Origin of the sequence: Tessaracoccus sp. MC1679 (assembly GCF_014164775.1) — a bacterium.
Taxonomy (GTDB): Bacteria; Actinomycetota; Actinomycetes; order Propionibacteriales; family Propionibacteriaceae; genus Arachnia.
In genome coordinates this window covers 312,858-326,643 of the sequence record NZ_JACJGB010000003.1, presented here as the reverse complement: position 1 = coordinate 326,643, position 13,786 = coordinate 312,858, and the positions used below count along the sequence as shown (strand labels likewise).

Below are 13,786 nucleotides of genomic sequence, written 5' to 3'. Positions count from 1 at the left end.
CAGCGCCCCAAACCTGTTCACATCCCCACCAGGTCGAGCAGCGCCCCCAGCTCCTCGCGGGTGACGTCGCGGGTCTCCCCCGGGCGCAGGTTGCCGAGCCTAATCGGGCCGATCTCGGTGCGTGAGAGCCTGTCGACCGGGTGGCCGACGGTGTCCATCATGCGGCGGACGATGCGGTTGCGGCCCTCGTGCAACGTGATGGCCAGGAGGGTGCGGTCCTGGCCACGGGAGATGAGTTTGACCTTGTCCGGGCGGACCGGGCCGTCCTCGAGGATGACGCCCTTCTCGAGGCGCCGGATGATCCTGTTGTCCATCACGCCCGCGGCCTGCACCGTGTAGGTCTTGGGGACCTGGTAGCTCGGGTGGGCCAGGCGGTGCGCGAAGTCGCCGTCGTTGGTGAGGACGATCAGCCCTTCGGTGTCGGTGTCGAGGCGGCCCACATGGAACAGCCGTTCCTTGGTGGCCGGCAGGTAGTCGCTCAGCGTGGGGCGACCTTCGGGGTCCTCCAGCGTGGAGACCACGCCTCTGGGCTTGTTCAGGACGAGGTAGAGGTGCCTGCGGGGCGGGGGGATCCGGGAGCCGTCGACGCGGATCTGGTCTGTTTCCGGGTTGACCCGACGGCCCTGTTCGGTGACCACCTTGCCGTTGACTTCGACGCGGCCCTCGTCGATGAGAATCTCACTGGCGCGGCGCGACGCGATTCCCGCCGCCGCCAGCACCTTCTGCAACCGCGTGCCCTCGGTCTCCTCAGCCATCGCTGCCCTCGCTCTCAGGCCCGGCCCCGGCGGCCTCAACGGCGGCCAGCTGACCAAGCTCAGCCTCCAAGGCTACGGCGTCCGGCAGCAGCGGCGCCAAGTCGGGCAGTTCTTTCAGCGAGTTGAGCCCCAACTTCTGCAGGAACAGCGGCGTGGTAGCGAAGGTCATGGCTCCGGTCAGGTGGTCCTCGCCCGACTCGCGGATGAGGCCGCGCACGAGCAGCGTCTTCACGACGCCGTCGACGTTGACGCCCCGCACGGCCGAGATCCGACCCCTGGAGACGGGCTGCAGATAGGCGATGACCGACAGCGTCTCCAGCGCGGCCTGCGTGAGGCGCGCCCGCTGATCCGAGACCAGCCATGCCTCCAGCACATCGGAGAGGTCCTCCCTGGTGGCGAACCGCCAGCCCCCGGCGACGGCACGCAGCTGGATCCCGCGACCGTGCAGCTCGTAGAACCGCGCGATGGCCTCCAACTCGCCCTGCACCTCCGCCGACGGCGCCTCCAGCGCGGCTGCCAGCTCGTCGGCCGGCACGGGTTCGGTGGCCATCAGCAACATGGCCTCCAGCGCGGCTGCGATACTCATGCGTCCTCCAGTTCGGGTTGTGGGCCGTAGTCGTCGGTGACCTCGACGGCGGCCTGATCGCCGGCTGTCCACCGGACGGTCAGTTCGCCCAGCGGTGACATCTGGTCCAGGGACACCTGCTGGGCCCGGAACAGCTCGAGGATCGCCAGGAAGCGGACCACGACGGTGAGTCGGTCGCAGCCGCCGACGAGCACCCGGAACGAGGCGGAACCGTCGCGGCGGAGCCGGTCGGCGAGGAGGTTGGCCTGCTCGGCCAGGCTCACCGTGGAGCCGTGGAGGTGGGCCAGCTCCACCACGGGCTCTGGCCTGGGCGCCATGGCCGCCGCGGCCAGCCGTGCCACGTCGGCGGGGCTGAGGCCCAGCTCAACCTCGGGCATCACGCCGCGGAACTTGTCGTCGAGGCCTCCCGGGCGCCAGTGGATGGAGTCGGCGGCCGTCATGGTTTCGGCCAGCCACGTCGCGATCTGTTTGAACGCCCGATACTGCAGGAGCCGGGCGAACAGGAGGTCCCGGGCCTCGAGCGCCGCGTAGTCCTCCGGGTCCGTCACCTCGCCGCCGGGCAGGAGCCGAGCCGCCTTGAGGTCCAACAGCGTCGAGGCCACGACGAGGAATGCGCTGGTCTTCTCCAGGTCCCACACTGCGCCCCCCAGCTTCACGTGGGAGATGAACTCGTCGGTCACCTGTGACAGCGCCACCTCGGTGACGTCCAGCTCACGGCGCGAGATCAGGTGCAGGAGCAGGTCGAAGGGCCCTTCGAAGTTCCTCAGGTGCACCTCGAAGCCGTCCACCCCATCGTGGCGCTCCATCGCAGTGGCGCGGCTCACTGCTGTGTGAGCTCGCTCACCAGGAAGCTGTCGCCGCCGTTGGCAGTCAGGTCCGCGATGGCCCGCGAGACCGCCAGCCTGACGATCCGCCCCCGGTCCACCCGGATGCCGTGCTCGCGGCGCAGCTGCCCGTTGGCGTCCTCCAGGGCGATGAGTTCATCATCGCTGAAGTAGACCGTGATCTTCTGCGAGTGCCGGACCCGTCCAGTGGCACGGGGCGTGGCCTCGCCGTCGTCCCGGGCCTCAGGCTCGGCAGCGGCGTTCTGCTGCGTCTCCGCCTGCACTGGCTCGCGGGTGGGTCGGAACAGCTCGGATGCTCCGGGCAGTGAGGCGCGTCGCTTCACTGGTCCTGGCATCGCAGCAGCACCTCCCGGGCGAGTTGGCGGTAGGCTTCCGCTCCCGGCGAGGCCGTCGCATAGGTGGTGATGGGCTCTCCCGCGACGGTGGTCTCGGGGAACTTGATGGTGCGGCGGATGACCGTGTGGAACACCTCGTCGCCGAACGCCTGCACCACGCGCTCCAGCACCTCGCGACCATGCAGCGTGCGGGCGTCGTACATCGTGCCGAGGATGCCGAGCAGCTGGAGGTCTGGGTTCAGCCGATCCTGCACCTTGGAGATGGTGTCGGTGAGCAGGGCGATGCCGCGCAGCGCGAAGAACTCACACTCCAGCGGCATGATCACGTAGTCGCTGGCCGTGAGCGCGTTGATGGTGAGCAGCCCCAGGCTGGGCGCGCAGTCGATCAGGATGAAGTCGTAGTGGGGGCGCAATTTGGACAGCACGCGCAGCAGGGTCTGCTCGCGGGCCACCTCGCTGACGAGCTGCACCTCGGCCGCAGACAGGTCGATGTTGCTGGGGAGCACATCGAGGCCCTCGACGCTGGTCTGGGTGATCACGTCCATCGCGTCGATGCCCCGGGTGAGCAGCAGGTTGTAGATCGACAGATTGAGGGTGTGGGGGTTCACGCCGAGCCCGACCGACAGCGACCCCTGCGGATCGAAGTCCACCAGGAGCACCGAACGGCCGAGCTCCGCCAGCGCCGCGCCCAGGTTGATGGTGGTGGTGGTCTTCCCCACGCCGCCCTTCTGGTTGCACATCGACACGATGGTGGCGTGCTTGCGTCCCGGCGCCACCGGCAGTGGCTCAGGAAACACGGGAAGGGGGCGCCCGGTGGGTCCCATGGTCCCCGAATCCACCAGCGTTGAAGGCCCGGGCGCGTCCGGGACGTTGAATGTGGGCGCCTCGAACAGCCCGTCTTCAGCCACCTGTCGGCCTCCTCGTCTCAGTGTCCGATTCAGCCTAGTATGCCGTGCCCTGCATCCCTGACGTGGGTCGCACCGTCAGCGGGCCCGCGGATGCGCTGCGGCATGTACCTCGCGGAGGTGCTCGATGGTGACCAGGGTATAGATCTGGGTCGTCGCCACCGAGGCGTGGCCCAACAACTCCTGCACCACGCGCAGGTCCGCCCCGCCGTCGAGCAGGTGGGTGGCGAAGGAGTGCCTGAGGGAGTGCGGCGAGACATCCACTGCGATCCCGGCCGCCGCGGCCGCGCGCTGAAGGACGGCCCAGGCCGATTGGCGGCTGAGCCGCTTCCCCTGCTGGTTCAGCAGCAGCGCAGGGTCGTGTCGTGACGCCGCACCCGCGAGGACCGGCCGTGACCTCACCAGGTACGCGTCAAGTGCCTGAGCCGCGTAGGACCCGAGGGGGACGGCCCGCTCCTTGCTGCCCTTGCCGCGCAGCCGCAGCCCGGCGTCCGGGGCAGCGAGGGCGGCCGTCGCCTCGTCGACGTCCATTCCGCATACTTCGGAGACGCGGGCGCCCGTGCCGTAGAGGAGCTCCAGAAGCGCCGCGTCCCGGAGTCCGACCACCTCCGACCGGTCCGGTGCGTCGAGGATCCGCGTCACCTCGTCGACGCTGAGTGCCTTGGGGAGGCGCTGCTCGAGCTTGGGCGGGGAGATATCGGCGGCGGGGTTCGTCTCCGCCATCCCCTCGTCGGCCGCGAACTGGTGCAGGGTGCGGATGCTGGCCACGTGCCTCGCCACGGACGACCTGGCCTGCACGGCGCTGAGCTCCCGGACATAGGCGCTCACCTCGACGGGGGTGACCTCGCCGATGGCCTCGATGCCACGCCCCGCCAGGAAGGCGGCGTAGCCGGTCAGGTCGCGGCGATAGGCGGCGATCGTGTTGGCCGCCAGCCCCCGCTCCACCCGCGCGTGGTTGAGGTAATCGGCCACCGCGTCGGTGATGCTACTCACTCCCGGATCGGCCACGGGGCGCTGGGGGCCCGCAGCCGGTCCACCGATCCGGTCAGGCGCGCCACCTCGAGGGCCAAGACGCCGGCGACGAGCGTGGGGCTCTGACAGCGGCCCCCCATCACCGCGGCGACCAGCTCGGCGCGCGGCACCCACTCCCATGTCATGTGCGCCTCCTCGCCCTCCAGGACGAAGCCGACGGGGCGCTCCGCCGGGGCAAGGTCGCGGGCGAGGAAGATCCTCAGCGACTCCTCACAGGCGCCCGGCGTGGTGCACATGTCCACCAGGACGTCCCATCGCGACGCCTGAAGCTCCGCCTCCTCGGCGAGCTCGCGCTGGGCCGCAACCACCCACTCCTCCCCGTCGAGGTCGAGGAGCCCGGCGGGGATCTCCACCAGCTCCATCCGTACCGGGTGCCGGTACTGGCGCAGGACCGCGATGTCGTCGCTGTCCTGCCTCCATGCCACCACGGCCACCGCTCCGGGGTGGGTGAGGTACTGCCTGTCCATCACCTCGCCCGACGGCGTGGTCACCTGTTCGTCGACGAACGCGGACACCCGCCCCTCGCCCAGGACGGTGCGGGACCGGACCGGCCAGCTCATCGGCTCGTCACTGCGCATCTGCGGCGGCCTCCCGTCGCGCGAGCGCGGCCTCGATGAGCCCGACGAAGAGGGGGTGTGGCCGGGTGGGCCTGGACTTCAGTTCGGGGTGGGCCTGCGTGCCCACGTAGTAGGGATGGACCGCCTTCGGGAGCTCGACGAACTCGACGAGCCGCCCGTCCGGGGAGGTGCCGGAGATGACGAGCCCCGCCTCCTCCAGCTGACCGCGGTAGGCGTTGTTGACCTCGTAGCGGTGACGGTGCCGCTCCGTCACCCGCAGCGCGCCGTACGCCGACGCCACCACGCTGCCCTCGACGAGGACGGCCGGGTAGGAGCCGAGCCGCATGGTGCCGCCGAGGTCTCCCCCGCCGTCGACGATGCTGACCTGCTCGGCCATCGTGGCGATCACGGGGTGGTGGGTGTGGGGGTCGAACTCGCTGGAGGCCGCGTCACCGATGCCGGCGAGGCTACGGGCGGCCTCGATCACCATGCACTGGAGCCCGAGACACAGGCCGAGGGTGGGGATGCGGTGCTCACGGGCGTAGGTGAGCGCACCCAGCTTCCCCTCCACGCCGCGGATGCCGAATCCGCCCGGCACGCAGATGGCGTCGACATCGGAGAGCCGGCTCGCCGCCCCCTCGGGGGAGTCGCATTCATCGGAGGCGACCCACCGGATCTTCACGCTGGCCCAGTGGGCGAATCCGGCGGCCCGCAGCGCCTCGGACACCGACAGGTACGCGTCCGGCAGGTCGATGTACTTCCCGACGAGGGCCACCGTGAGCGCGTGCCGGGGATGCTCGACGCGCTCGAGAAGGTTGTTCCACGGCTTCCATTTCACATCCCGGAAGCTGAGGTTAAGGCGGCGGACCACATACGCGTCGAGGCCCTCGTCGTGGATGACCCTGGGGATGGCATAGATGCTGGGCGCATCAGGGCAGCTGACCACCGCCTCCTCGTCGACGTCGCACATGAGGGCGATCTTGCGCTTGAGCGGCTGCGAGATCTCCAACTCGGAGCGGCACACGATGGCATCGGGCTGGATGCCCACCTGGCGGAGCGCTGCGACCGAGTGCTGGGTGGGCTTTGTCTTCATCTCCCCCGAGGGCTTGATGTAGGGAACCAGGGAGACGTGCAGGAAGAACACGTTGCCGCGGCCGATCTCGTGACGGACCTGCCGGGCGGCCTCCAGGAAGGGCAGCGATTCGATGTCGCCGACGGTGCCACCGATTTCGTGGATCACGACGTCGACGCCCTCGGCCTCCATGGCCATCATGCGGTCGCGGATCTCGCCGGTGATGTGCGGGATGACCTGCACGGTGTCGCCCAGGTAGTCGCCGCGCCGCTCCTTCGCGATGACCGTCGAGTAGACCTTGCCGGTGGTCACGTTGGCATCGCCGGTGAGGTTGACGTCCAGGAACCGCTCGTAGTGGCCGATGTCCAGGTCCGTCTCGGCACCGTCTTCAGTGACGAACACCTCGCCGTGCTGGAACGGGTTCATGGTCCCCGGGTCGACGTTGAGGTAGGGATCCAGCTTCTGCATCGTCACGCGGAGCCCACGTGCGACCAGGAGGTTGCCGAGGCTGGAGGCCGTGAGCCCCTTGCCGAGCGACGACACCACTCCGCCGGTCACAAAAATATGCTTGGTGATCTTCGAGTTCTCCACGGAACTTCAGCCTATGGGGTTGAGGGCGCCGAAGTACAGCCGCGCCGGGGGTCGAAACGAGAACGTAACACCTTGGGCGTTACCGGTGGCGGGCCCTCTCCAGCAGCTCCGCGGCGTGCTCCACGCCCTTCTCCGAGGAGGCCTGGCCGCCCATCATCCGGGCCAGCTCCGCGGCCCGCTCGTCCTCGTCGAGCCGCCTGACCCCTGAGGTGGTGACCTGACCGTCCGAGGACTTGTGGACCACGAAGTGTGCGTCGGCGAAGGCCGCCACCTGCGCCAGGTGGGTGACGACGATCACCTGGGACCGCAAGGCGAGCCGCTGCAGCCGCCGACCGATCTCCAGACCCACGGCACCGCCCACCCCTGCGTCCACCTCGTCGAAGACGAAGGTGTGGCCCTCCGCGCCCGAGGCGAGCACCACCTCCAGCGCCAGGCGGACCCGCGACAACTCACCGCCAGAGGCCACCTTGCCCAGCGGCGCGGGCGAGGAGCCCGGATTGGCTGAGAACAGGAGCTCGATCCGGTCCGCCCCGTGCGGTCCCAGCGGCGCCTCCCCCACTTCGAAGCGCAGCTCGGCGTGCGGCATGGCCAGCGCCGCGAGCTCGTCCCGGACCCGGGTGGACAGCTCGGTCGCAGCCCGTCGCCGGGCCTCGGAGATGGCGGCGGCATCGGCGGCCAGCTGCGCGTCCAGCTGGGTCAGGCGGGTGCGCAGCTCTGTGATCCGCTCGTCGCTCCCGACGAGCTGTCCAAGCCGATCCTCCGCCGCGTCGGCCCACTCCAGCACCTCCTCGACGGTGGCGCCGTACTTGCGGGTCAGACCGGCCAGCTGCGCGCGGCGCGCCCCCACCGCCTCCAGTCGCAGCGGGTCGGCCACCAGGTCGTCCAGGTAGCCCGCCACCTCGGCCGCCAGGTCGTTGGCCAGCATGCCCAGCTCCACCGCGCGCGCCGCGAGGGCGCCGGCCCGGTCGTCGCGGTCAGCCAGCTGCGCGAGCGCCTTGCGCGCCTCACCGAGGAGCGCGACGGCGCTGGGCGCGTCGAAGTCCGTCTCGGAGCCGCTGAGGTCCTGCTGGGCGAGGCTGCCGAGGCGTCGCAGATCGTCGAGGTCCATGAGGAGCGATTGCTCCGCTGCCAGCGCACGGTCCTCGCCCGGCTGCGGGTCGACGGACCTGATCTCCCCGAGCCCGAAGCGCAGCATGTCGGCTTCGCGTGCCCGGGCCATCGCCTCGTTCTCGAGCAGGTGCAGCTCGGAGGCGGCGTCGCGGCGCTCGGCGTAGGCGAGACGGTAGTGCGCCAGCTGAGGGGGACGTGCATGGGCGTCGAGCAGGTCGCGCTGGCGGTCAGGGGAGGACAGGCGTAGCTGCCCTGACTGGCCGTGGATGGTGGCGGCGTCGCTGATCAGGTCCGCGAGCGCGGCGACCGGGACGCCGGCGCCCCCCACCACGGCCCGTGACCGCCCGGTGGCCGACACCTGCCGGAGGGTGATCACCTCACCGTCGTCCGCGTCTCCGCCCAGCTCACGGACGCGCTCCACCATCCAGGGGGGAAGGACCCACCGGCCCTCCACGACGGCACGGTCGCGGCCGCGGCGCACGATGCCCGCATCGGCACGCGCCCCCAACAGGTGCCCGAGCCCGGCCACGACCATGGTTTTGCCTGCACCGGTTTCGCCGGTGAGTGCGGTCAGCCCGGGGCCGAGCTCCAGCTGGGCCTCGTCAACCACCCCGAATGCCGTCAACCGCAGCGCGGCAAGCATCAGCGATCGCTCCGCTTCCGCCATCCGTCGATGGGGAGGGCGAACTTCTTCACGAGCCGCGTGGTGAACGGCTGCTCTCCGATCCTCGCGATGCGCACCTGGTGACGGTGTGAACGCACGCTCACCCACTCCCCTGGAGCCAGATCATGGCTGCGTCGCCCGTCGCACCACAGCATGCCGAGGGTGTGGGAGTCATCAGGGAGTTCGAGTTTCACCACCGACGAGGGGCTGAGCACCATCGGCCGGTTGAAGAGTGCGTGCGCGGCCAGCGGTACCACCAGCATGGCCCGGACGTCCGGCCACACCACCGGACCGCCGGCCGAGAACGCGTAGGCGGTCGATCCGGTGGGCGTTGCCACAAGCACGCCGTCGCACCCCCACCGCGACAGTGGTCGCTCGTCGATGCTGACGAGCACGTTGAGCATGCGCTCCCGGGCCAGCTTCTCCAGCGACACCTCGTTGACGGCCATCGAGGACCATGTGAGGTCCCCCCCGGCGTCGCGCACCTCCACCTGCAGGGCAAGCCGCTCCTCCACCAGGTACAGCCGGTGGGCAACCACCCCTGGGAGTGCGTGGATGTCTGAGGGCTCCAGCTCGGCCAGGAATCCCACGTGCCCCAGATTCACGCCGAGCAGCGGCACGCCGAGCGGCAGCGCCCACTCGGCCGCTCGCAGGATGGTGCCGTCGCCTCCGAACACGACGGCCAGCTCTGCTGGGGTTCCGTCCAGCGGGTGGATCCGTGCGCTCGGCACCCTGCCCCGGAGCCGGTCGAGGTCGTTGGGGAAGACGATGAACCCGAAGCCCATGGCGTGAAGGTCTGAGATGAACTGCGCCGCCTTGTCGATGGCCTCATCGCGCTCCGGGTGGACGAGCACCGCCACAGTTCGTTGCATCACCCCTCCACCCTACCGAGTGAGATGCACGAAGTACTCCACGTTTCCGGACGCCCCCGGGAGGGCGCTGCGGGCACGCCAGCGCTCGCTCCACCCCAGCTCGTTAGCTGCCAGCACCACATCGTCGACGCAGCGGCGCCTCGCGTCGTCGTCGCGGACCAGTCCGCCGCTGCCCAGGAGTTCCCGGCCCACCTCGAACTGCGGCTTCACCAGCAGTAACGCCTCCCCATCGGGCGCCAGAACGGAGAGGAGCTGCGGCAACAGCAGGCGCAGGGAGATGAACGACACGTCGCCGACGACGAGGTCCACCGGCACACCGTCGATGTGGTCCAGGGTCAATGAGCGGAGGTTGAGTCCTTCGTGGACCCGCACCCGCGGATCGGCCCGCAGCGCGGGGGCCAGCTGCCCGTGACCCACGTCGACGGCGTAGACCAGCGACGCACCTCGCTCGAGGCAGACCTGGGTGAAGCCGCCCGTGGAGGCGCCGGCGTCGAGCACGCGCCCCTGCACGGAGATCCCCGCTCCGTCCAGCGCTCCGATGAGCTTGTGGGCCGCGCGGGAGACCCACGGCTCGGCGTCGGCGGTGAGGACATCGGCTGGGCCGACGGGTGTGGACGGTTTCCTCACCACGCGCCCGTTGACGGTGGCACGCCCATCGGCGATCAGGAGGGAGGCGTGTGTCCGCGACCGGGCGAGGCGGCGGTCGACGAGCGCTAGATCAAGCCTCACGGCCCACGCCGGGGATACCCGGCTGGCCAACGCCGGGGTCGTTGTTGAGCACGCCCGCGAGGACTGCCTGTGCCTCAGTCAATCTCGCGGTCTGCTCCTCCACAGGCAGCTCCTCGACGCCCTCGAGGCCGGCCATGACGCTGACGACCACCTCGCTGCGGCGCACGTCCGACGGCGCGGCAGCGCGCGGCGTGGGGACGCTCACCTGAGTGTGTCGAGGGAGTTCAGCACGGCCGAGATGTCGACGCCGTAGCGCCATCTGGCCTGCAGACCGGCCCAGAGGGCATCGAGCTGCTCGTCCCGGGTCACCGGCTTCGTCGAGAGGTAGCCGTGGTCGTCCATGAGGTCGACCTCCTGGTAGCCGCAGACAAACCGCTGCCCGATGATCTCCACCTCGCGCGGAGGCTCCAGGAGGGCGGAGGCGTCGTAGCCGATGTAGGTGGGCCGGTACTCGGGTCGAGCATCGGCGAGGTCTGCCTTGCCGTGGGCACCGGTGAAGACGAACAGGGAATCCATGGCCACCGTGTTGGCGCCGAGAATGTCCGTGTCGGTGCGATCCCCGACGAAGATCGGGCGGTCCGCGCCGATGCGCCGGACGGTTTCGTCAAGGAGTGGACGAAATGGCTTGCCGGCGATCTTGGGATCCACGTCCACGCAGACCCGCACCACGGCGAGCTGCGACCCGAGGCCGGGAACGATTCCGCGGTCCGACGGGCGGGTGAGATCCGGATTGGTGGCGTACCAGGCGGCCCCTCGCTGAACCGCCAGGGCGGCCTCCTCGAGCCGATGCCAGGCGATCGTGGGGCTGTACCCCTGCACGACGGCGACCGGGTCATCGTCGAGTGAGCCGACGACGGTGAACCCGGCCCCGCTCAACTGTTCCTCGAGCGCGTTGGTCCCGACGGCGAGGACGCGAGATCCGGCGGGGAGGTCCGCCTCCAGCATGCGCAGCGTCGCCTGCGTCGAGTTGACCACGTCGGCCTCCTCCGCGTGGATCCCGAGCTCCGTCAGGTGCTCTGCCACCGTCGCGGGGGTGCGTGCGGCGTTGTTGGTGACGAAGCCCAGGCGGGTGCCACGTGAGCGGAGCTCGTCGAGCGCCTCGGCAACCCCCTCGACGGCGTAGGGGCCCAGGTAGATCACCCCGTCGAGATCGAACAGCGCCGCGTCATAGGCGGCTGCCAAGGCCAGCATCAGTCCTGCTCCTCCTCCGCGACACCGCCGTCTTCGGCGGCCCGCTCCTCGTCCTCATCAGCGCCCGAAGGCTCATCCTCGCTGAGCTGCTCATCATCGACGCCCTCAGCCTCGACGTCACGCTCGGGCTCCGGCTCGACCTCCAGGTCGAGCTGCGGCTCCGGCTCGAAGTCGAGCTCCGGCTCAACCACCTGGAGTTCGGGTTCGTCGCCCTCGAGTTCCGAATCCTCTGGCTCGACCTCGGTGTCGCGAGACTCATCGCCCACATCACCCTCGGGTTCGTCGTCCTCGTCAGCCTCGGGTTCGTCGCCCTCGAGTTCCGAATCCTCTGGCTCGACCTCGGTGTCGCGAGACTCATCGCCCACATCACCCTCGGACTCGTCGTCATCCTCCTCGTCAGGCGTGAAGTCTGGCAGGACCACACCGTCGAGCTGAGCGATTCGATCCGAGGTGTCCAGCTCCGCGCCCTGATCGAGGGCCGCCGCAGAGCTGAACCACTCCCGGGCTCCCTCCACATCGCCCTCCTCCTCGAGAAGGTTGGCGTAGGCGTAGCGGAGACGTGCCTGGCCGAACGGGGGCCCGACCTTGCGGCTGATCGCGGCCTGCAGAAGTCGCATTGCCTCAGCCCGCTGGCCGAGATCGGCGCGGATGCCCGCCTCAACCAGGAGGCACTCCATCCTCAGCCACATGTCCTTGGTCTTCGGATCGAGCTCGGTCAGGACCTCGAGGGCATCGCGCGGCCGGCCGAGGGCGCGTTCACAGTCGGCGATGACGGGGATCAGCTGATCGCCCCCGGACATCCGACGAATCGCCCTGAATTCACGCAACGCGATCGCGTATTCACCGGCAGCGTAGGCGGTCTCCGCGGCCGCCTCGCGGACGATCGGGAGCCGGCCCGCTCTGCGCCTCGCGGCCTCAGCGTGCCGGAACGCGAGTTCGGGATCCTCGTCCACCAGCTGACCGGCTGCCCAGATGTGGGCTCCGACGATATCAGCCAGGTCCTTGGGCAGACCCTTCAGTTCGGCGCGCACGCCCACGGGCAACTCGGACTCCACGAAGCCCGACGGCGTCGCCGGTTCGTCGATCTTCGGTGCTGTCCCGGGGCGATAGGTGCGTTCTTCGCCGTCACGCTGAGTCCGCTGCGGGCGGTCACCACCCTCGGGGCGTGATCCACCACGGTTGTCATCCCGACGGGACCCACCACGGCTGTCGCCACGGTTGTCCCACTGACGACGCTCACCATCCGGACGCAACCCACCACGGTTGTCATCCCGACGAGGCCCGCCACGGTTGTCGCTGCGGTTGTCCCACTGGCGACGCTCACCATCCGGGCGTGATCCGCCGCGGTTGTCGCTGCGGTTGTCCCACTGACGACGCTCACCATCCGGACGGGACCCACCACGGCTGTCGCCACGGTTGTCCCACTGACGACGCTCACCATCCGGACGCAACCCACCACGGTTGTCATCGCGACGAGGCCCGCCACGGTTATCGCTGCGGTTGTCCCACTGGCGACGCTCACCATCCGGGCGTGATCCGCCGCGGTTGTCGCTGCGGTTGTCCCAGTGACGGCGTTCGCCCTCGGGGCGTGATCCGCCACGGTTGTCATCGCGACGGGGTCCGCCGCGGTTGTCGCTGCGGTTGTCCCACTGGCGCCGCTCACCATCCGGACGGGACCCACCACGGTTGTCGCCGCGGTTGTCCCACTGGCGCCGCTCACCCTCGGGGCGTGATCCGCCACGGTTGTCCCACTCACGCCCACCTTCGGGGCGTGATCCGCCGCGGTTGTCGCTGCGGTTGTCCCACTGACGGCGTTCGCCCTCGGGGCGTGATCCGCCACGGTTGTCATCGCGACGGGGTCCGCCACGGTTGTCGCTGCGGTTGTCCCACTGGCGACGCTCACCCTCGGGGCGTGATCCGCCACGGTTGTCATCGCGACGGGGTCCGCCGCGGTTGTCGCTGCGGTTGTCCCACTGGCGACGTTCACCCTCGGGGCGTGATCCGCCACGGTTGTCATCGCGACGGGGTCCGCCGCGGTTGTCGCTGCGGTTGTCCCACTGGCGACGTTCACCCTCGGGGCGTGATCCGCCGCGGTTGTCCCACTGACGACGCTCACCATCCGGACGCGACCCACCACGATCGTCGTCCCGGCGCGGAGCCCCACGGTTCTCCCCGCCCTGGCGACCTCCGTGGTCGCGCTGTGGTCGGCCGTCGCCGGCGCCTCGGCGATCGTCACTCGGTGTGGAGTTATCAGTAGACATACATCCATCTTCTCAGGCAAGGCCAGTTCCGCCCAATCGCTCACAGCATGAGACGCCAGAAGTCGGCCGTGAGTCCCAGGCGAACTCTGGGTGTGGAAAAACAAAAAACCCCCTGACCGAAGTCAGGGGGTTTTTTAAGTCCGGCGGCGTCCTAGTCTCCCACAAGGTCCCCCTTGCAGTACCATCGGCGCTGAGAGGCTTAACTTCCGGGTTCGGGATGGGACCGGGTGTTTCCCTCTCGCTATGGCCACCGAAACACTATTGAAATAGTGTCGGTAATC

General features: G+C 69.5%; 15 protein-coding genes and 1 rRNA gene. All 16 read right to left on the bottom strand.

The features are described from left to right. Nucleotides 1–17: 17 nt before the first annotated feature. A complete protein-coding gene (locus tag H5398_RS06860; RefSeq protein ID WP_182799485.1) occupies nt 18–755 on the bottom strand; it encodes a pseudouridine synthase in 738 nt (245 codons plus the stop codon). Continuing rightward, nucleotides 748–1,341: an SMC-Scp complex subunit ScpB gene (gene scpB / locus H5398_RS06855; protein WP_182799484.1), complete on the bottom strand. Its 594-nt coding sequence runs from the start codon at nt 1,339–1,341 to the stop codon at nt 748–750. The genes H5398_RS06860 and scpB overlap by 8 nt, the downstream gene beginning before the upstream one ends. Then, nucleotides 1,338–2,165 carry a ScpA family protein gene (locus H5398_RS06850; protein WP_370586079.1) on the bottom strand — a complete coding sequence of 276 codons (828 nt, stop codon included), beginning with the start codon at nt 2,163–2,165 and terminating at the stop codon, nt 1,338–1,340. Before H5398_RS06850 ends, scpB begins: the two co-directional genes overlap by 4 nt. Then, a complete protein-coding gene (locus H5398_RS06845; protein ID WP_182784042.1) occupies nt 2,162–2,509 on the bottom strand; it encodes a hypothetical protein in 348 nt (115 codons plus the stop codon). Before H5398_RS06845 ends, H5398_RS06850 begins: the two co-directional genes overlap by 4 nt. Further along, nucleotides 2,506–3,429, bottom strand: a complete 924-nt coding sequence (locus H5398_RS06840; protein WP_370585788.1) for a ParA family protein — start codon at nt 3,427–3,429, stop codon at nt 2,506–2,508. The genes H5398_RS06845 and H5398_RS06840 overlap by 4 nt, the downstream gene beginning before the upstream one ends. Before the next feature lie 75 nt (nt 3,430–3,504). Beyond that, nucleotides 3,505–4,419 carry a site-specific tyrosine recombinase XerD gene (xerD, locus tag H5398_RS06835; RefSeq protein WP_370585787.1) on the bottom strand — a complete coding sequence of 305 codons (915 nt, stop codon included), beginning with the start codon at nt 4,417–4,419 and terminating at the stop codon, nt 3,505–3,507. Further along, a complete protein-coding gene (locus H5398_RS17270) occupies nt 4,416–5,036 on the bottom strand; it encodes an NUDIX domain-containing protein (protein WP_255443584.1) in 621 nt (206 codons plus the stop codon). Before H5398_RS17270 ends, xerD begins: the two co-directional genes overlap by 4 nt. Further along, nucleotides 5,026–6,678 carry a CTP synthase gene (locus H5398_RS06830; protein WP_370586078.1) on the bottom strand — a complete coding sequence of 551 codons (1,653 nt, stop codon included), beginning with the start codon at nt 6,676–6,678 and terminating at the stop codon, nt 5,026–5,028. The genes H5398_RS17270 and H5398_RS06830 overlap by 11 nt, the downstream gene beginning before the upstream one ends. Before the next feature lie 79 nt (nt 6,679–6,757). Beyond that, nucleotides 6,758–8,455 (bottom strand): DNA repair protein RecN, encoded by a 1,698-nt coding sequence (gene recN / locus H5398_RS06825; RefSeq protein WP_255443583.1) that lies wholly within the window; start codon nt 8,453–8,455, stop codon nt 6,758–6,760. After that, the gene (locus tag H5398_RS06820) at nt 8,431–9,324 is read right to left on the bottom strand and encodes an NAD kinase (protein WP_182799567.1); all 894 of its coding nucleotides are present in this window, start codon (nt 9,322–9,324) and stop codon (nt 8,431–8,433) included. Before H5398_RS06820 ends, recN begins: the two co-directional genes overlap by 25 nt. A 12-nt stretch (nt 9,325–9,336) precedes the next feature. Continuing rightward, complete coding sequence (locus H5398_RS06815) at nt 9,337–10,053, bottom strand: TlyA family RNA methyltransferase (RefSeq protein ID WP_182799483.1); 717 nt, start codon at nt 10,051–10,053, stop codon at nt 9,337–9,339. Then, entirely contained in the window at nt 10,043–10,258 is a 216-nt protein-coding gene (locus tag H5398_RS06810; RefSeq protein WP_182783910.1) for a hypothetical protein, read from the bottom strand. Before H5398_RS06810 ends, H5398_RS06815 begins: the two co-directional genes overlap by 11 nt. Then, nucleotides 10,255–11,244 (bottom strand): HAD-IIA family hydrolase, encoded by a 990-nt coding sequence (locus tag H5398_RS06805; protein WP_182783908.1) that lies wholly within the window; start codon nt 11,242–11,244, stop codon nt 10,255–10,257. Before H5398_RS06805 ends, H5398_RS06810 begins: the two co-directional genes overlap by 4 nt. Continuing rightward, nucleotides 11,244–12,275, bottom strand: a complete 1,032-nt coding sequence (locus tag H5398_RS06800; RefSeq protein WP_182799482.1) for a tetratricopeptide repeat protein — start codon at nt 12,273–12,275, stop codon at nt 11,244–11,246. The genes H5398_RS06805 and H5398_RS06800 overlap by 1 nt, the downstream gene beginning before the upstream one ends. Beyond that, nucleotides 12,260–13,480, bottom strand: a complete 1,221-nt coding sequence (locus H5398_RS06795; RefSeq protein ID WP_182799481.1) for a hypothetical protein — start codon at nt 13,478–13,480, stop codon at nt 12,260–12,262. The genes H5398_RS06800 and H5398_RS06795 overlap by 16 nt, the downstream gene beginning before the upstream one ends. Before the next feature lie 163 nt (nt 13,481–13,643). Continuing rightward, nucleotides 13,644–13,760 (bottom strand): 5S ribosomal RNA (gene rrf / locus H5398_RS06790). Nucleotides 13,761–13,786: the final 26 nt, after the last annotated feature.